Source organism: uncultured Aquimarina sp. (genome assembly GCF_947500065.1).
Taxonomy (GTDB): Bacteria; Bacteroidota; Bacteroidia; order Flavobacteriales; family Flavobacteriaceae; genus Aquimarina.
Map to the genome: position 1 here is coordinate 107,971 of NZ_CANMQT010000015.1, position 18,066 is coordinate 126,036.

19 protein-coding genes are annotated in these 18,066 nt (G+C 32.3%); 1 reads left to right on the top strand and 18 read right to left on the bottom strand.

Annotated features, from left to right (window positions below; translation table 11 throughout):
* Positions 1 to 4 precede the first annotated feature (4 nt).
* From Q0975_RS26045 to Q0975_RS26080, 8 genes are all read right to left on the bottom strand, one after another.
* Positions 5 to 583, bottom strand: coding sequence for a YdeI/OmpD-associated family protein (locus Q0975_RS26045; protein WP_299443086.1), 579 nt, complete (start codon positions 581 to 583; stop codon positions 5 to 7).
* A gap of 119 nt (positions 584 to 702) precedes the next feature.
* Positions 703 to 1,572, bottom strand: a complete 870-nt coding sequence (locus Q0975_RS26050; RefSeq protein ID WP_299443089.1) for a hypothetical protein — start codon at positions 1,570 to 1,572, stop codon at positions 703 to 705.
* Positions 1,573 to 1,976: 404 nt separating this feature from the next.
* On the bottom strand, positions 1,977 to 2,501 hold the full coding sequence (locus Q0975_RS26055; RefSeq protein WP_299443092.1) for a GNAT family N-acetyltransferase: 525 nt from the start codon (positions 2,499 to 2,501) through the stop codon (positions 1,977 to 1,979).
* 13 nt (positions 2,502 to 2,514) lie between these two features.
* Positions 2,515 to 2,838: a hypothetical protein gene (locus tag Q0975_RS26060; RefSeq protein WP_299443094.1), complete on the bottom strand. Its 324-nt coding sequence runs from the start codon at positions 2,836 to 2,838 to the stop codon at positions 2,515 to 2,517.
* Between the two features lie 38 nt (positions 2,839 to 2,876).
* Positions 2,877 to 3,374 carry an SRPBCC family protein gene (locus Q0975_RS26065; protein ID WP_299443097.1) on the bottom strand — a complete coding sequence of 166 codons (498 nt, stop codon included), beginning with the start codon at positions 3,372 to 3,374 and terminating at the stop codon, positions 2,877 to 2,879.
* Positions 3,375 to 3,417: 43 nt separating this feature from the next.
* Positions 3,418 to 4,056: a class I SAM-dependent methyltransferase gene (locus Q0975_RS26070; RefSeq protein WP_299443100.1), complete on the bottom strand. Its 639-nt coding sequence runs from the start codon at positions 4,054 to 4,056 to the stop codon at positions 3,418 to 3,420.
* Positions 4,057 to 4,078: 22 nt separating this feature from the next.
* Positions 4,079 to 5,242, bottom strand: coding sequence for a hypothetical protein (locus Q0975_RS26075; RefSeq protein WP_299443103.1), 1,164 nt, complete (start codon positions 5,240 to 5,242; stop codon positions 4,079 to 4,081).
* A 248-nt stretch (positions 5,243 to 5,490) separates the two neighbouring features.
* A complete protein-coding gene (locus Q0975_RS26080) occupies positions 5,491 to 7,587 on the bottom strand; it encodes a serine hydrolase (protein WP_299443106.1) in 2,097 nt (698 codons plus the stop codon).
* Positions 7,588 to 7,728: 141 nt separating this feature from the next.
* Between Q0975_RS26080 and Q0975_RS26085 the strand changes: the two genes are divergently transcribed.
* Positions 7,729 to 9,366, top strand: coding sequence for an ABC-F family ATP-binding cassette domain-containing protein (locus Q0975_RS26085; protein ID WP_299443109.1), 1,638 nt, complete (start codon positions 7,729 to 7,731; stop codon positions 9,364 to 9,366).
* A gap of 30 nt (positions 9,367 to 9,396) precedes the next feature.
* Here the strand turns inward: Q0975_RS26085 and Q0975_RS26090 are convergent, their stop codons facing one another.
* The 10 genes from Q0975_RS26090 to Q0975_RS26135 form a co-directional block, all read right to left on the bottom strand.
* On the bottom strand, positions 9,397 to 10,083 hold the full coding sequence (locus Q0975_RS26090) for an FMN-binding protein (protein ID WP_299443112.1): 687 nt from the start codon (positions 10,081 to 10,083) through the stop codon (positions 9,397 to 9,399).
* Between the two features lie 111 nt (positions 10,084 to 10,194).
* The gene (locus Q0975_RS26095; protein WP_299443115.1) at positions 10,195 to 11,262 is read right to left on the bottom strand and encodes a DJ-1/PfpI family protein; all 1,068 of its coding nucleotides are present in this window, start codon (positions 11,260 to 11,262) and stop codon (positions 10,195 to 10,197) included.
* 87 nt (positions 11,263 to 11,349) lie between these two features.
* Entirely contained in the window at positions 11,350 to 12,309 is a 960-nt protein-coding gene (locus tag Q0975_RS26100) for a DJ-1/PfpI family protein (protein ID WP_366889646.1), read from the bottom strand.
* 16 nt (positions 12,310 to 12,325) lie between these two features.
* On the bottom strand, positions 12,326 to 12,820 hold the full coding sequence (locus tag Q0975_RS26105; protein ID WP_299443118.1) for a CIA30 family protein: 495 nt from the start codon (positions 12,818 to 12,820) through the stop codon (positions 12,326 to 12,328).
* A 61-nt stretch (positions 12,821 to 12,881) separates the two neighbouring features.
* Entirely contained in the window at positions 12,882 to 13,049 is a 168-nt protein-coding gene (locus Q0975_RS26110) for a Lacal_2735 family protein (RefSeq protein WP_299443121.1), read from the bottom strand.
* A 73-nt stretch (positions 13,050 to 13,122) separates the two neighbouring features.
* Positions 13,123 to 13,893 carry a LytTR family transcriptional regulator DNA-binding domain-containing protein gene (locus Q0975_RS26115; RefSeq protein WP_299443124.1) on the bottom strand — a complete coding sequence of 257 codons (771 nt, stop codon included), beginning with the start codon at positions 13,891 to 13,893 and terminating at the stop codon, positions 13,123 to 13,125.
* 10 nt (positions 13,894 to 13,903) lie between these two features.
* Entirely contained in the window at positions 13,904 to 15,619 is a 1,716-nt protein-coding gene (locus Q0975_RS26120; protein ID WP_299443127.1) for a histidine kinase dimerization/phosphoacceptor domain -containing protein, read from the bottom strand.
* 84 nt (positions 15,620 to 15,703) lie between these two features.
* Complete coding sequence (locus tag Q0975_RS26125) at positions 15,704 to 16,306, bottom strand: hypothetical protein (RefSeq protein WP_299443129.1); 603 nt, start codon at positions 16,304 to 16,306, stop codon at positions 15,704 to 15,706.
* Positions 16,307 to 16,559: 253 nt separating this feature from the next.
* Positions 16,560 to 16,952 (bottom strand): hypothetical protein, encoded by a 393-nt coding sequence (locus Q0975_RS26130; RefSeq protein WP_299443132.1) that lies wholly within the window; start codon positions 16,950 to 16,952, stop codon positions 16,560 to 16,562.
* A gap of 48 nt (positions 16,953 to 17,000) precedes the next feature.
* Positions 17,001 to 17,462: a hypothetical protein gene (locus Q0975_RS26135; protein WP_299443135.1), complete on the bottom strand. Its 462-nt coding sequence runs from the start codon at positions 17,460 to 17,462 to the stop codon at positions 17,001 to 17,003.
* Positions 17,463 to 18,066: the final 604 nt, after the last annotated feature.

Below are 18,066 nucleotides of genomic sequence, written 5' to 3' on the forward strand. Positions count from 1 at the left end.
GATTTTACCTACCACCATCTCTAGTCTTGATATTAGCTTTACATAATCGTATGATTTCTATAATTCTTTTATCTCTTGTTTCTTGTCGCTTGGCTTGATTAAGCCAGTAAAGATAATTTTTCCGATAACTTGGACTAAATCCTTGATAGTTGGTAAAGGCTTCTTTATTAGTATCAAAAGCTTTCTGTAGATCCTCAGGAATCACACCATTCTCTACATTGTCTAAAGCGGTCCATGACCCATTTTCTTTTGCAATGTCAATTGATTTTAATCCGTTTTGATGCATTAAATCATCTTTAATAAGATCAATGATATATGTTTTATTTAGTTTACTCCACACGCTTTTGGGCTTGCGTGGACAGAAATATTGCCTCCTTCGTTCGCTATCTAGCTTTTTTACAGTAGAATCAATCCATCCATAACAAAGTGCCACTTTAACTGCTTCTTCCCAACGCATACTTGGTTGTTTGCTTTCTACTTTATAAAAAATTAAATAGATACCATCACTAACTGAGTGATTTTCGTGAAGCCAAAGACGCCATTCTTTATCGTTCTTGAAATATAATTCGGGTTTAGTGGTCATGCAAATAGTTTGAATACGTATTGAATGATCAAGGTACTAATTTTTAGTAAAATAAATGACCCGTTATACCTTCCTAAGAATATATAACGGGTTTCAATTATTTTGTGTAATATGGTTTACTAGTAGAATCTAGTGTAGGCTCTAAAAGAACCACTGTTTGTTGGTCTTGTTCTTTTTACTTGTCGTTCTGTATTGGTAGATGTATAGTAGTAGTAGTACCAGTATCCATTTGGTAAGTCAACCTGATATTTTAGTACCCATTTCCAATCACTAAAAGGCCAGGAAGCTGTATTCTCCCACGCATAGAACTGTAATCTGGTTAATCCACATACTACATTTGTACGGGTATAGGTATCATCAAGTTCTTTCCAATCTCCACCATAAATAGAGCTTCTTGTTAAAGAATACCATAATCCGTTATCACAATAACGAATATCTGTAGGAGTAGATACAACAGGAACGCCACCACAGTATATATTTCTGAAGTCAGTAGAACCGATATCGTAACAAGCTTTTTCAGTTGAAATATCCGTATAATTTGGATCTTTGATTTCTAATAAAACATCACTTTTTTCAACATTCCTGCCAGATTGCTGTAACTCAGAATCTTTGGCTGTTTTTGAAATGCGTTCAGGAATGGATACAGAAGATGCTGTCAAAGAAACAAACAAGTTGAATGGTGATTGATCTATGCTATGTAGACTTTCTTCAGCATTTTTAGCAGCATCTCCATATAACGTTTCTGCTACAATCATCTCTTCTTCATCACCTACTGCTATAAAATGATATTCATGCCCATCTTTTTGAATTTTTGCAACTTCGAAAGAAGTTTGATTTAGTTCATTCACATATTTAGCATTTTTAGTTGGAGTTTCTTGTAACTCTTGTAGCTGTTCATCTGGTAGCTCTTCTTCATGGGTATCACATGCTACAAATACTACTCCAAGAGTCATAGCGATGGCCAGTGTTTTAAAAATTGATTTTTTCATAATTAAAAGGTTTTAAAAGTATGTAATTAATTTAATTTAGGTATTCCGGAATTACCTTTCTGGGAACAAAAATATCATGTAATGCACTGTTAATCAATAAGTAAAAAACGGTTTCTGTATAGGTTTACAACCGATAATAGTAGGGGCTTTTTCCCTTATCTAATCGTTTCGTGTAGTGTAATAGTTATAATCTGAGTTCGATGTAAGAAAATGACCCCAATTGGATTTGTCATAGAAATCGAATTGACGTTTTTTTTAACATTTTAGCTTTGTTCGAATTCAGGTTTATATGGAGGTGAAAGATTTTTTGATTGATTCTTGTCTCAAGGAATGGATTTTAAATTAGTTAACGTGACTCATTTAAGCTATAAGAAGAGTGAAAATGTTTCCTGGATGTATTGATATTATAACATTAATCTAAAGCCATAAACAGAAAGTTCTGCTTGCTTGAAATCCAAATCTTCTGATCTTTTGAACCCTAATTTTTCATACATTTTCCAAGCTATTTGCATAGCTTTAGTAGAATGAATTATTACTTGGTTTTGCTTTTCATTTTTTGCGAATTCAATACATGTTTTTGTTAGAAGTCTACCTATACCTTTTCCTCTTGCCGCTGGGGCGACAGCCAATAACCTAAAACCAGCTGCATTTTTTTCTTGGGGAGCAGTTCCTCCAGAGCCATAATATTGCATATCACTAAAATAAACTACACCACCGCCAATTTCACCACCCTCAGAAATAGCAATCAATAATCGGGTATTTGGTTTCTCAGTTAAACTTCCAATATTAGCAAGAGTTTTATAATAATTGGGTTGTTCTTCTTGATTAGGAAATCCATCTAGCTGAGAATAGACTTTTACCATAAGCTCACCAATTTTGGTAAACTCATCCGGATTTGCATCTCTTACAATATATTGAGAGTTCATCATATATTAGATACTATTATTTTGGTTCCAAAGACATTACATAATCATAGCTTTTATCTAGATAATTGGCCAGAGTATCTAAGTCATCCCACATGCTTTCTGGAATCAGAATATAACCTTTCATCACAGCGCCATATGATTTATAAATAGTGGTAGGAAATTCAGCTATATATTTTTGTTGTACTTCTTTAGAAAATCGAATTCCAATTTCACAATCTTTATTAAACAAGGAAAACATATATCCATTAGCAGAAGTATAAGGCATCGTTTTTCCTTTTCTTTGGAATCGGGAGCACTTACTCACTAATTGATCATAGATTTTTAATTTTTCTTCCCACATGACTAACTTGTATTTATGAATTGAGTACTATTATTCTTTTATTGTTTCTCTACAAGAGTTTTAAAATTATTCATCCATTTTTCTGCGGGTTTTCGATAAGCACTGGGAAACAGAATCGCCATAAGCTTTGGCATAAACCAATTAATTCTGGTATACTCAAATTCATATTCATATCTGGTTTTATGATCATCCAGAGCAATAAAGGAACATTTCATTGTGTTGTCCATATGAATGTGATGATAATGTGCTTCAAACGTATCAGGAAGACGATTTGCCGTAATCGTTTCTGTCAATTCCATATCATGTTTACCGTGTTTATAGTACATTTTAGAAATGGTGCCATCTTGACCTTCTATTCCGCTAACTAGTTCTTTTCGTATAAATCCTTCCTGAAATTCACCAAGGTATTTAGGATCGGCAAATATTTCTATCACTTTTGATCTAGGTTTATCAATATCTTTAAATCCTTTGAATTTCATGGTGATTTGTATTAAAAGGTTTTTTAAGTCGTCATCTTTAATTACCAATATACTCATTATTCTTTTATTCAGATTGTAAGAATAATCATATTACTATTTGCTATCTTATACTTAGTTTGGCAATAATAATTGTGTGTGTATCCACTGTTCCATCTTTTTTAGGATACTGTTTATGTAGTGTATTGATTATGGAGAATTGATGTTCGACCAGTTGCTTTTTTAGGAAATCCAGATCATGATAATAGAAATATATTTGATCGCCTGTGCTACCAGTTTGATAGCCAGAATCATCATAGTCACCTTCCACAAAACTTATATATAGAATCCCCTGATTATTTAATAATCTAATACAATCTTTTATAAAGCTGAAACAATCTGATTTAGATAAATATGGTATATAAAAACCGGTAATAATGCCATCGAATGTAGATTTTAGAGTACCGATGTTCCTTCCATCCATTACTTTGAAACTAGCTGAAGGGTTATTTTTTTTGGCTAATGCTATCATATTTGGAGCAATATCGATTCCAAGAATTTTACTATCAGGTCTTTTGGATAGTATCTGTTTAGTTATATTTCCAGGACCACAACCAAGTTCAAGAATAGATGGATTTTCCTTAATAAGTTCCTTACAAAATAGAGCATACGTATCATTATACAAATCTAAATCCATAAATACCTCCTCATAAATAGAGGCTATTTTGTTCCAGGTTTCAAAAGTTGTTTTGTAACGACTCATTAATGGATGGATTTAATAATTTTTATTTCTCTCCTTTACTCGTTTTTAGATGTTCTAGATATCTATCTTTAAGTACTTCGTGTTCTGGTTTAAAGTCAGTTCTAAATAGCTCATTATATTTTCCAAAAATAGTGGTATCGTTTTTCAGCATATATGCGTATGCTTCATAACCAGTAATTGTATCCAGTATTTTGATATTGTTTATGTTGATTTTTATTTCATTTTTAGTTAGTGCTGTTTTTTCAGCATTATTTTCGTCTTTAGCCTTTTTATACATTACTAAATTAAGGTATATTTTGATCATCTGTGGAGTACCATAATTATGCAATAGTTCTATAGATCGATTACAAGCGAGGTTTACACCATCAGCATATATTTTGTTATGAGAACTATTATATAAATTTAGATTTGCCAAGGCAATATCGGACCAGGTATTTGCTGAAATTTGCAATTTGCTATCATATTCATTAGCTAGTATATTAACAGATGAATAATCGAGTTTATCATATGCGATTCCAATAATTTTCCCAAAAATATTAGTCTGCTTTTTAGCATCTTTTATTTGTTCAAGGCTTTTATCAATAATAGATTTTAAGTTTTCTTTGGAATAATTAGATTGTAATTCATTGATCTCGTCCTGAATATCTTTAGTCTCCTCAAGCGCAGCAATTCTACGTTCTGTATCCATATTCTCCATGAAAATGCGTTCTAAAAGAATTCTACTCCACAAATAGCTGATAAAAAAACCACCGAAAAAGTAAAAAATAAGCGTTGAGGCAATGATTGCATATCCTAAGGGCGCATTAGCAAACCCTGATGATAGTTTTTCAGCTAGGCCGCCAATTAACTCAAAAACTTCTTTAGATTCTACTAATCCAACACCAACAATTATTTTTGTTAACCAATCTGATAGTTGTTCTAGATTACTATTGGATTTTACACCTTCTGTAATGTTTTCTTGTAATGTTCTCGGGATTCCAAAGATGAATCCAATTAAGGCTCCCACAGAAAAACTGGCTAGCATAACCATGGATAATGTGGAGAGTACTTTGGTCCAATGTGGTTCTGAAACTATAGAATAGAGTACTAAGAGTATAAAACCAAAAATGAGTAGTGTGCCTGGAATTATAAAACTCCATTTAGCTTCTAATTTTTTTTGTCCAGTTAGTTTTGTTGGCCCCTTCATAATATTACTATTTTATGTGTAAATATTAAGCATCACATATTTTCATAGTGGCAAGCACTAGTATAGTGACATTTATTATTTAGTGTTAAATAATAAAGGGAAGTTAACCTACGGGTTTTTAAATATAAGAAATTTTTCTCAAAGAAATTGTGGTTAAATGTTTGCTTTAGTGTTGTTTATGTGTTAAAATAACAGGGGAGAACATAAACAACACTATAAATTGTAAACCTAAAAAAGAGATGTTATATTTATTCTTTCTCGATCTTACCGCTTATTAAGAACTCAATGAGTCCGTTATATAGCTGGTCACCATTATTACTATTGGTAAATACTACAAAACCCATATCAAGGTCTTGATACATCCTAGCTAAACATTTAAAATCTCCATTATTACCACCATGTCCAAAAGTGGCTCCAAATGGTGTTTTTTCCATATGGATGCTAAGTCCAAAATACTCATCCCAGCCTGGTCTATTTTCACCTTTATCCTTTGGAACTTCAGTTTGTATACTAAACATCTGTTTGTAGGTTTCTGGTTTTAATCCTTTTTTATCAGATAGTCCTAATAAGAAGTTGGTAAACGTTTTGGCTTCTGTGTGCATACTCCAGGCCATGCCCGCTCGATCCGGCAACTGTGTTCTTGTAGCCATATTATCAAAATGACCGTTGGCTACTACCTTTTGCAGATATTCATTTTTTTCGAAATATGTATGCTCCAATCCTAGTGGTGTTAGTACTTCTTCTTTTAGTAAGACATTGATATCTTTCTTTGTAATATGAGCTACCACTCGTTTTAGGTATTCAAAACCTTCTCCTGAGTAGTTATAATCTGTTCCCGGAGTAAATTTAATATCTAGTTTTCCATCATCGTTCATCCATGCCCAGTTTGGAAAACCAGTTTTATGTGTAAGCACATGTCTAGCAGTAATCAATTTATAACGTTCATCGTGGGCAATAACTTCAAAAGGGAGGTATTGATATAAAGGTTTATCTAAGTCAATCTCGCCTCGTTCTGCTAATCGCATTACCGCAAATCCAAATACTGGTTTGGTGATGGATGCAGCTTCAAATAAAGTGGTTGTGTCTACTTTTTCTTCAGTATATGTGTTTTTTACTCCATATGTTTGATGATATGCTAGTTTTCCGTCTTTGATCAATGCTAGTGATACTCCTGGAATTTCATAATATTCCTGATACGCTTTGATAAATTGATCCACTTTTGAGGCGTTTTTAGAATCAAAATTATGTAATATTCCTTTTTCCGGAATTAGATCTAATTCTGGAGTAATTGATAATATAAGTGTTGGAACTTTGATTGTGTTACCTGCTTTTACAGTAACTTCTGTGTGAGCGCCTGTAGCATCAATTCTATGGGCTTCATTATCGCGCAGATAAAAACTATAAGTATTAGTAATCGTATAAGCTCCTTCTGGAAGATCAACCATATAGGCACCTGTAGAATCTACTGCGGTCTGAGTCCAGCGAGTGGAGTTCGTTTTAGAGGTTAACCGAATACTATTAGGAAAGCCCTTTATGGTTTTGTCTTCCCATTTTATTTGCCCAGAAATAGTTCCTGTAGTTTCTTGGGTTTTCATAAGAATTATATCTCCTAACCTAGATGATGATTGGCTTTTACCTCCTCCTTTTCCCCAAGAAATAAAAGTATTTGTACTAGCATCATCATCTTTGTCTTTATCAATGATTACGTGATCAATTCCAATTGTTTTTCCTTCTACTAATTGATCATTTAATTTTACTTTGCATTCATAAATAGTTGTATTTCCTTTTCGATTGAACTTAATTTCTATTAGTTCCCAACTATGATTTTTGGTAGTTGGATCCCAACTGGTGGCCGGATCCATCATTTCTTTATAGTTTTCTCCGAATTGGTATAAATCTAAACCAGATCCTTTAGGAGAATGTTGACCATCTATGTAGAGATTATAAGTGTCTTGTGTATTCCAATCAGCTTTTTCTGAAGTATCTGTGATATGCGAATCATCTGTCACAGTTACCAAAATATACAAGGATTGTTCGGATACGTTATATCCTACTTGAAAATATGCAGCAAAATCGTCTTTACTTTTTGGTTTGTCTCCAAAAGGAATATCTTCTATTTTAAATTTGGCAAGATCTGTTGGCCAATCCGAAATATCTCCATCGATTTTAATATTAGCGATAGGGTATGCATATGCTATTGCTCCATTAGATTCATATTTGTTGTCATCTATACTAGTAGCTATTATTGGAGTACTTATTAGGAAAACTAAAATTAGAAGAATAGGCTTGTTCATGTTGTAATAGTTGAACGAAATACTGAGTAAATGATTGATTAGTGATCTCATGATGAAAGGTTTATAACTATAGATTATTGTTTTGTGTAATTGTTACAGTTTTGCAGTATAGAAGTTTTGGAATCTATTATGTGATAATTTCTTTGTTGTGAGTTCCTTTTTCATAGTTTTGCATTTTTAAAATAAAATAATATGATCTCGGTAGACGGAATTGCGGTAGAGTTTAGCGGAGAAACATTATTTAATAATGTTTCTTTTGTGATTAATGAGAATGATAAAATTGCCCTAATGGGTAAGAATGGGGCTGGTAAATCTACAATGATGAAGATCATTGCTGGTGTTCAAAAAGCAACCAAAGGAAATGTACGTTGTCCTAAAGAGGCCGTGATAGCTTACCTGCCACAACATTTGTTAACAGATGATGATTGTACGGTATTTGAAGAGGCGTCCAAAGCATTTGGTCAAATTCACGAGATGCAAAGCGAAATGGATCGTCTTAACAAAGAACTAGAAACTCGTACAGACTATGATTCTGATGAGTATATGGGGATTATCCAAAAGGTGACAGATTTAGGAGAAAGTTTTTATGCTATAGAAGAAGTGAACTATGATGCGGAAGTGGAAAAAGCATTGCAGGGATTAGGTTTTAGGAGAGAAGACTTTACAAGACCTACTAGTGAGTTTAGTGGAGGATGGAGAATGCGTATTGAACTAGCTAAAATTTTACTGCAGAAACCAGATCTTATTCTTCTGGATGAGCCTACCAATCACGTGGATATAGAATCAGTAATATGGTTAGAGGATTTTTTACTTAATAAAGCTAAGGCTGTTATTGTAATTTCTCATGATAAAGCCTTTATAGATAATATTACCAATAGGACTATTGAAGTTACTATGGGTAGAATCTATGATTATAAAGCGAACTATAGCCACTATTTACAATTGAGAGAAGATCGACGTGCTCACCAGATAAAAGCATATCAGGAGCAACAAAAATTTATCGCAGATACGCAACAATTTATAGATAGGTTTAAAGGAACGTATTCTAAAACAAATCAGGTAAGTTCTCGTGAGCGTATGTTGGAGAAGTTAGATATCATAGAAATTGATGAGATTGATACTTCTTCTCTGAAACTTCGATTCCCTGCTGCTGCAAGATCAGGAGATTATCCAGTTATAGCGAAGGATTTATCCAAAAAATACGATGACCACGTAGTTTTTAAAGATGCAAGTATGTCTATTGCAAGAGGAGAGAAGGTTTCTTTTGTAGGTAGAAATGGTGAAGGGAAATCCACTATGATCAAAGCTATTATGGGAGAAATTGATTTTGAAGGACAGTGCGATCTTGGACATAACGCGAAAGTGGGATATTTTGCACAAAATCAAGCATCGTTATTAGATCCTAATCTTACGGTTTTTCAAACAGTTGATGAAGTAGCAAAGGGAGATGTGAGAACACAGATTAAGAATATCCTCGGACAATTTATGTTTGGTGGAGATAACATTGATAAAAAAGTAAGTGTGCTTTCTGGAGGAGAAAGAACACGATTAGCCATGGTGAAATTGCTTCTGGAACCAGTAAACGTTTTAATTTTGGATGAACCTACCAATCATTTAGATATTAGGTCCAAAGACGTTTTAAAAGAAGCATTGTTAACTTTTGATGGTACATTAATACTTGTATCTCATGATCGAGATTTCTTAAGAGGTTTATCCAATAAAGTTTTTGAATTTAAAGACAAAAGAGTCATCGAACATTTCGAAACCATTGATGCTTTCTTGGAAAGAAACAGAATGGAGAGTCTTAATGAAATTCATCTTAAAAATTAGTATAGACCTTACATTGTTTACATAAGAATATCAATCAAGTAAATAACTTTGATATTTTTTTAATTCTGTATTTAGCATTTGCACAACTGCCTGACTAGTAATAGTGGCACCCGATATTCCGTCAATTTTTTGATCTCCTTTGATGAGATTTTTACCGTTTTGTGTTAGACCGAAGGTGTTTTGAGAAAATGATATTTTTGCGCTGGTAAATTTATTTTCAAATGTATTATAGGTTATTGCTGCTCCGTAACCTTCTGATTCTGCTATATGGTCAAAAGATATCTTACTGATTTCTTGTGTATTCTTAGTCACTAAAACTTTAGCCCAAATAATATCCATATAACCTTTCGCTTTAACAATAAGAATGACTTGATTAGTATTTACAATTTCGAAAATAGGTAAGATATCTTCCGATTCGGACTTAAATACTTTTTTATATAAGTCTATTCCTTCTGTTACATCTGAATCAGATAAATTTCCATTGGGATCAATAGTTTTTACTTGAAAGAATTTTTCTGGATTAGTATCATAGTCCGCTTCTATATTTGCAAAAGCAATCAGTTCTTTAAAGATAGGTGACGACTGATTGTTGCTCTCTTTTTTGTCAATAATCTTTACAGAATTTGATGTTGTGATCTCTTGCTTTACAGTATCAGGTTGCTTTTTGCAAGCATATATAATAACAAGTATCATTGTCAATACAAGTAAACGTTTCATATTTTCTGTTTTCACCATTACTAGTTATAAAAATCGAAAATATTAAATAAGATGACTATGATTTTTATCAGGAATTTGTTGAATCAAGGAACTTAACTAGTATCATTTAGGTTAATTTAATTTCTTATAGATAATTTCAGGATCTCGGGAAGATTTATAACCAATAATTTTATTGTTTTTATCTTTTATAAAAGTAATCTCATCTTTATTGAGGTTTAGAAAGGCATCTTTTTCCAGATAAAATAGAGGGTAGTTTCTTTTGCCTAAAATAGCATAAAGAGATTTTTCTCTGGAGTTTATTTTTAATACTACTTCAGTGCTATCAAGATATTCATACGTTCCTGTGTAATTTTCGAGATTAGGAATGTTTATAAAACCATCATAAGGGTTATGTTTAGATAAGTTTAGTCCTTCTCCTGCAACCCATTTGTCATATTCCATATGATAGGCAATTTTTCTAGCCTCATTAAATCCTAGGAGCTTGGCAACCAAATGCAATGCTCCATCGATACCAGCAGAAATCCCTGCAGTGGTTATAACTTTACCATTATCCACAAAACGAGCATCTTTTACAACAGTAATATTAGGGTAATTATTCTCCAACTCGTCCAGAGCATTATGAAAAGTAGTAGCAGTCATACCTTCTAAGGTTCCTGCATTTGCTAAGGCAAATACACCTGTACAGACAGAGAAGTGGTATTCAATATCTTTTTGAGATTGAATCCAATTTATAACATCAGGATCTTTAAAAGATTGTGCAGCATTTCCTCCAAAAAAAGCTAGAATATCTGCTTTGGGTGCATTTTCTATACTATAATCGGGTAAAACTTTAAGAATCCCCTGAGAAATAATAGGCTCTTTAGTTTTTGATACTGTAAATATTTCGAAATCTGCATAAGCAAAAACCTCCATCGGTCCGGCAAAATCTAATATTTCAATACCAGGTTGTAAATAAAAGGCAATTTTCTTATTTGTTTTTACCTTATACTTTTCATTTAATTCCTTTTTGGTGATTAACTTCATTTCACAATGGTTACATATTCCGGGTTTATCAAAAGTCAAAGCATCACAAGTACTATTACACGGTGGACAAACATATATATTGTCGGATTTAAGTGATGATTGCGAATGTGTAGTTATATAAGTCAAAAATAAGATGAATACTAATACCTTTTTCATTACTTGTTTGTTTAGCGATTGATGTTCGGTGAAATTAGTAACTTTTAGTCTACCCAAAAGGACAACAATGCGAAGTATCAGGACATTTTATAACAAAGTTTTTACATCTTTTGGTAATATTTCTTTGTGTTTTTTAAGAAGGTTTCTTAGTTGATTTGTACTTTTTAAACCACATTGGTCAGAGACATAATCTACCTTATTTCCTTCAATCAATAATTGTATTGCTCTATCAACTCGAAGCTTTTCTAGGTAATTTCCAATAGTTATTCCTGTGGTTTTTTTAAATAAACGAGTTAGGTTTCTGGGACTCATATAGACTTTGTCTGCAATATCTTGTAAGACAAAAGAGGAATCAATGTGCTTAATCATATAATCTTGAGCATCATGAACTCTGGTATCCAGATGGTTTTTGTATTGAAGAAAAATACTCAGTTGTGGATCAGATTCACTTCTCCTAAAGTAGATCACTACTTCTTTTGCCACATCTGCAGCTAGTTTTGAGCCAAATTCAACTTCTAAAATATACAATGCTAAATCAATACCAGATGTAACACCTGCACTAGAGTATAATCTTTCTTCTACTACGAATAATCTATTTTTTATAAGCTCAATCTCGGAATATGTTTGATTAAATTCTGAAAAGTATTTCCAATGAGTAGTACAGCTTTTACCATCCAATATTCCAGATGCAGCTACTAAGAAAGTACCTGTACACACGGAGCATATTTGAGCATTGTTGTCATATTGATTCTTGATCCATTTAAAAAATGATTTATTTTTCAAATAGAAATTAGTATCAGAAATTAAAGAAAACTCAATACCAGGAATAAATATGAAATCTTCTGCCGATAATTGAAACTCATAAAAAGGAGTAAGTTTAGCGAAATGTAATCCCGCACTGCTATTAACCTGAGTATCATTATTTATTGTGACAAAATGCAATTCAATATTAGCTCCATATTCTTTAGCTTCATAAAAAATATGTGCAGGGCCTATGATATCCAATAAATGAACCTTTGGCGGTATTATGAAGAGAATCCTTTTGATAACTTTATGTAAGTATTTATTTCAATTCTATTTTATCAATTTCTAATTTAAAACTTTCCGACTTTTTATTTCCTATTAAAAAAGCAATTTCTTGCATAATTTCTGATGGATAGTTAGGAATATCTAATTTTCGTCCTCTAAAAGCTGGATACATTTCTGATAAGGAAATCTCAATAGTTTGCCAATCTCCCGTGGTTTTGAAATGCGCAATATACGAGTAACGATCATATGCATCGGATTTTATTCTAAATTGATATTTTTTACCATCTCCTTTCAGTCGAATTAAAACTTTAGTATATCCTTTTACTTCTTTAGTAGTAAAACGATAACGAACAGAGGAAAAACCTCCATTGTTTTCTAAAGAAATAGTTCCTGAGAAAAGGGCGTTTCCATCAGTATTAATTTTGAATTTTCCTTGAGATAAACCACCCATGACTCCATCATTAACTATATTCCAATTCGATAGATTTGAATTTCTTTCAAAATCAAAAATTAATAGAGTAGAAGTCATTAGTAATAGAAAAATATATGATGATACTATATTCAAAGCTTATAGAAACGGATTTTATAGATTAGTCCTGAAGTTGTTCTATCTTTTTTAAGATCTCTTCAGCCTCAACTTGTCTATCGTCACTAGCTTTACGATTCGTATGAGATAATTTATAAGATTCTTCCATTAAAGATGTATACTTTTTATGAAGTTGTTCTTTTTCCGATTTTTTCTTAAATAATGTAAACATAGCTAACCTTTTATTATAAAGGTAACTTATAAGACATTAAACATATCCGAAAGTTATCTTAAATAAAGTTGCATTAAATAGTATGAAACAACTTAAAAACATCATTTTTATAGGTTTTACCTACGGGGATTTTTTTGTCATCAATAAATAGCATATTTCCTTCAAATCCATTAACTGAATGGATGTTAATTACATAGCTTCTGTGTACTCTCAAAAACTGATCTAGAGGTAATTGTGCTTCTATTTTCTTTAGAACTGTAGAGTATACAAATTGGTTCGATTTAGTATATATCGTACAATAATTACTGTCAGCTTCTAAAAACAAAATTTCCTTTAACGGTACACGTTCAAAATGATGATCTTTTTTAAGAAATAAACTGTCTTTGATTTGCAATACCTGATTATCGGTAGTTGTATATTCTTTACTATCTAATAAATCTCTTTCTGGTGTTTTATTAGAAAAATTTAATAATGCTAGTTCTATAGCCACACTAACTTGTCTATCGTTAAATGGTTTAAGAATATAGGCATAGGGATATACGCTTTTGGCACGCTCAATGAAATGAGTATCTGCATGAGATGTTAGAAATATAAAAGGAATATCGTATTGCTTATTAATAATATCTGCTAGCTCAATTCCATCTCGATCTCCTTTTAATATAATATCGATTAATATAATATCGATATTGGGGTTTTCTGCAATTAATCCTAAAGCGTCATTCACACTAGGAGCAATACCAATTACCTCATAATTAATATTGATCAATCTATGCGAGATATCCTGAGCCAACAAGATCTCATCTTCTACTATAAGTACTTTCACTTTTGAAGTTTGATGCTCCATATATTCTAAGTTAAGCCACATTCACATTCAATTCCCAATGCGTTCCGTTACTAGTTGTTTTTTTAATTGTTCCTTCTAACTGTTCTACTAAAGAACGAATAAGTTTGATCCCAAAAGAATTACTTTTCTCACCTTCAATAGTTTCGAAACCTACTCCATTATCTAAAACCTGAATGCGTAAATGGCCTTTCGTTTTTTGTGCTATTATTATCTTCAGTATTGGATGATTTATATCGTTATATGCATATTTAAGTGCATTCGTAATCAATTCATTGATAATGAGTGCTAACGGAATCGCCATATCAATATGAATACTAATGTTATCAATATTAAATTCTGGTTTAAATTTAGCTCCATATCCATGAAAAAGGCCTAATACCAGCTCTTCAATGTATTCTTTTATAAAAATACGAGTATCCACACCTTCTTGGTATAGTTTTCTATGAACTAGTGATAATGCTTCTACTCTATATTTACCAGAAACAATAGCATCTTTTGCAGCAAGCCCTGTGAGTTCGTTGCTTTGTAGATTTAATAAACTAGAGATCATCTGTAAGTTATTTTTTACCCGATGGTTTAACTCTCGAAGTAACAAGGCTTTTTCTTGTTCACGTTTCGTAATCATATCTTTTTGATGCGATAAGATACTATTCACTTTTTTGATCTTTTTATTACCGCTATACAATAGGTATACAAAAAAGAGTACTAATAGAATACCAGTAATCAACAAGACAACGGCATATCTTTGATTCGAATTAATCCTATTGAGTAGTCCTATTTCTGATTCACGCTTATCTATTTCATAGCCAGACTTTAATTGTTCTATTTTTTGAATATTCTCTTTATTCACCAGACTATCTTGATATATTTGGAACAATTTCTGGTATTGTAGTGCCTGCGAATATTGTTGTTGTTTCTCATAGAAACCCGATAACATTGCACTAAAGTCTCTGATTTGTTCTTTAAGACCAGCTTGTTTTGCCATAGCTAAGGCTTCCTGGTACTTTTCTTCAGCTAGTGTCCATGCTGTTTCTTTTGCATAAACTTCTCCTAATTCTGCAAGGTAAATAGAGGTAGAATACGAATCGCCTAATTTAGCAAGGATGATAATCGCTTTGTCTAGATTTTCTTTTGCGGAAGCTAGGTTGTTTTGCGCAGAATATACCATACCTAGATTACCTAACGAATACCCTTCTATTAAATCATTTTTTATAAGATCATTGAGTTTTAAAGTCTCTTGGAAACTTGTTACTGCACTATCCAAATGTCCTTCCAGGCGATATGCTTCTCCAAGATTAAGGATCGTACTTGCTTGATTTATTAATTCGTTAGAATTTGTGTAAATAACAGTGGCTTTTTTCAAATAGTCAATGGCTAAATGATAATCCTTATCTACCATATAATTACTTGCTATTTGATTATACGATGCTGCTTGTCTTTCTTTTAACCCTTCTAACTCATAAATTTGTAAGGCCTCTAAAGAGGCATCAAATGATTGACTATTATTACCAAGCCTACGTTCTAAGTGACTAATTTCCTCTAAAGCTTCTGCTTGAAATATTGGATCTCCAATTTCTGTTGCTATTTCTAAAGATTGTTTTGCAGAAAGTAAGGCTGCATTTAGGTCGGTATGAAAAAAAGCAATTAATCTTAGTGTTTTTGCTTGTTCTTTTTTTGATAAACTACGTGTTTCCAGAATGTGCAGTAAACTATCAGCTTTCTTCATATTTTGAGAAAAAGATAGGTTGAAAAATAATAGAATAATTAGAAACAGTCTTTTACTTTGTTTACGATACATAAACATAAATTATTATAGTTCCGGAGGAGGAGTGTTAGAACTAACTTTTATTACAGGATCATGAACAAAAAAGTATTTTTCAGTCTTCTGATTTCCTTCAATGCTTAACTCCCAGGAAAATACTATACTATAAGAAATATAAATCTCATGAAAGTCATAGTCATTTGTTCCCTGGATAGGAGCACAAGTGGCATTTGATATAGAATCGTTGTATACCGGATATATAAATAAAGATCCGTTTGGAGCAGGAGTATATCCAGTGGTTGCACTTTTTATAAAAATATTGCCCCAATCATCTTTCTCATTTTCTCCATAATCATTAGTGAAATCTTTATTGGTATTTCTAAGTTCACAAAAAAGCAATTTGGGACCATCTCCTTGTATTTCCATTATCAATTCATCTCCCCAATGAAAATCAGGAATTTCTTCTGAGTCAATAACATCTTTTTTTAAAAAATTACCAATTGGTAGAGGGTTAGCTCTGGTGCCTAAGGCACCCTTACCTTGCATAACATTTTTAAAATTTTCAAAATCATTTGTACTCATAGTACAGCTAAATGCAGATTTATCAGCGCCTTTTTTTCTTAGACTAATTTGTATTGGTATAGTTGCCATAAGAATTAATATTTAAATTGGTTATAACCCTTAACTATCAAGGGAATTAGGTTGTATGTTTTTGTGTAATAATATGTTTTGAAATTAATGAAAAGTTTTAATCTCTGTTATTCAGGTGATTATAAAGTTTTCATAATTTATGTAGTGAGAAAGAAAGCAAAGTGCGGGGTACACTTTGCTATCATCAGCATCTAAAAATAGCGTACTATTTATATGAAGTTAGCCTTATGAAAAACAAAGTTTTTTCTTTGATTTAAGAGCAGTCTCCAAAGGTTATAGTATTACCTTCATCTTTATCTCCATTATCCCAATCTGCTTTATTCTTAGTACCTAATATATAAGTGAGTTCCAGAGGGCTTCCTGATTTTTTATATTTCTGCAAACCGGCCATAAAAGTCCCGTATGCATTATTGTCAGAAAGCTTAGGACTTGTCATACCCATCTGCCATTTTCCAGCATCTGGATTATTTGTTTGACTAAATTCACAGAAAATTCGGTCAGATGTTTCTGATAAAAAAATCGCTTTACCTTTGTCTGCCACAACAGAACCTACTTGTAGGTCTAAAAATTTTTTGCACTTAATACTTGTGCATTTTATATCAGCACCTGTATTGTTTATTACGGTTAATCTAATTCTAACACTCATGATATTTTATTTAAAAGTTAATTTTTCTTTTATGGAAGAATTTTAATATTAATTCTTTTCCCATTTACCGCTACCTCCAAAGGCTCCGCCACCTTCTCCAATTCCCGCAGCAGTAGCATTTCCGTGAGAACCCCAAGTAACTTGTAAAACACCGCCATATTCAGCGCCATAAACCACTCCAAAAGCTTCTGTTGATAGTAATTTAGCTTCATCGGTGTAGTATATAACACCAGCTGCGCCAATATCTCCTATTCCTAATCCACCGGAACTTCCTTTAAATGTATATCCTATTGCTGGTACTAAAACTTCTATATACGTATATACTAAATATGATGTAGCGCGTATAAAACAAGGGTGAGTGATTATCGATTTTGATAATAAATCTTTTCCATCGATGTTTGCTGATTGTTTTTCTGGTTTTTTTGAGGGATCAATTCCTTGTTCCTTAAAATAAGCTTCAGCATTCTTTTTTAATGTTGATACTTCTTCTGTTGTAAGTTGATCTGACATAATTGAAAAATTTTAAAAGTTTATAATTAATGTGAAATCCAATCAACTTTTTGAAGGCCCTCATTGTTGATTTGATGATTCAAAGTAGCGGATAATAAACAAGGAATAAAAAGAAGATGAGTAGACGAATAGAAATTATGAGTGAATGAACTTAACTGTTGAGTGAGTGATGTAGTAACAAATAAATAATGAATTCTATAGTGGGAATTCGGAGGACATTATTTCTTAATTATTTAGAATTTTAAACCTGAGTTCAATATAAAACATGCTGTTGTTTAATGTTTTACAACCTAAAAGAGTTCCTTCTCCTTGGACGACAGCGCTTAGCGATGGGCGAGAAAGAGTGTTGGAGTTAGCCCGCCTGACCGGACGGGTAGGGATGAGAGGTTTTCATAATAAAGCCTTTTACCTTAATCTTCTCCCAGAGGAAGAGGAAATGAGGCTATCCGAAAAACAGAATGTTTACTACACTGTCACATTGAAGGGAGTCGAAATGTACTGAAAACCAAGGGTGATTGTTTCTCGATTCCGCTCCTTTAGATTAGCAAATAAATAAAAAGGATTAATTTTAGAAAGAGAAAAGGAAGAAAAGTAAACTAAGACT

Coding starts and splice junctions, on each gene's coding strand:
- Q0975_RS26045 (WP_299443086.1), bottom strand. CDS start 583: ATGACCACTAAACCCGAATTATATTTCAAGAACGATAAAGAATGGCGT.
- Q0975_RS26050 (WP_299443089.1), bottom strand. CDS start 1,572: ATGAAAAAATCAATTTTTAAAACACTGGCCATCGCTATGACTCTTGGA.
- Q0975_RS26055 (WP_299443092.1), bottom strand. CDS start 2,501: ATGATGAACTCTCAATATATTGTAAGAGATGCAAATCCGGATGAGTTT.
- Q0975_RS26060 (WP_299443094.1), bottom strand. CDS start 2,838: ATGTGGGAAGAAAAATTAAAAATCTATGATCAATTAGTGAGTAAGTGC.
- Q0975_RS26065 (WP_299443097.1), bottom strand. CDS start 3,374: ATGAGTATATTGGTAATTAAAGATGACGACTTAAAAAACCTTTTAATA.
- Q0975_RS26070 (WP_299443100.1), bottom strand. CDS start 4,056: ATGAGTCGTTACAAAACAACTTTTGAAACCTGGAACAAAATAGCCTCT.
- Q0975_RS26075 (WP_299443103.1), bottom strand. CDS start 5,242: ATGAAGGGGCCAACAAAACTAACTGGACAAAAAAAATTAGAAGCTAAA.
- Q0975_RS26080 (WP_299443106.1), bottom strand. CDS start 7,587: ATGAGATCACTAATCAATCATTTACTCAGTATTTCGTTCAACTATTAC.
- Q0975_RS26085 (WP_299443109.1), top strand. CDS start 7,729: ATGATCTCGGTAGACGGAATTGCGGTAGAGTTTAGCGGAGAAACATTA.
- Q0975_RS26090 (WP_299443112.1), bottom strand. CDS start 10,083: ATGAAACGTTTACTTGTATTGACAATGATACTTGTTATTATATATGCT.
- Q0975_RS26095 (WP_299443115.1), bottom strand. CDS start 11,262: ATGAAAAAGGTATTAGTATTCATCTTATTTTTGACTTATATAACTACA.
- Q0975_RS26105 (WP_299443118.1), bottom strand. CDS start 12,820: ATGACTTCTACTCTATTAATTTTTGATTTTGAAAGAAATTCAAATCTA.
- Q0975_RS26110 (WP_299443121.1), bottom strand. CDS start 13,049: ATGTTTACATTATTTAAGAAAAAATCGGAAAAAGAACAACTTCATAAA.
- Q0975_RS26115 (WP_299443124.1), bottom strand. CDS start 13,893: ATGGAGCATCAAACTTCAAAAGTGAAAGTACTTATAGTAGAAGATGAG.
- Q0975_RS26120 (WP_299443127.1), bottom strand. CDS start 15,619: ATGAAGAAAGCTGATAGTTTACTGCACATTCTGGAAACACGTAGTTTA.
- Q0975_RS26125 (WP_299443129.1), bottom strand. CDS start 16,306: ATGGCAACTATACCAATACAAATTAGTCTAAGAAAAAAAGGCGCTGAT.
- Q0975_RS26130 (WP_299443132.1), bottom strand. CDS start 16,952: ATGAGTGTTAGAATTAGATTAACCGTAATAAACAATACAGGTGCTGAT.
- Q0975_RS26135 (WP_299443135.1), bottom strand. CDS start 17,462: ATGTCAGATCAACTTACAACAGAAGAAGTATCAACATTAAAAAAGAAT.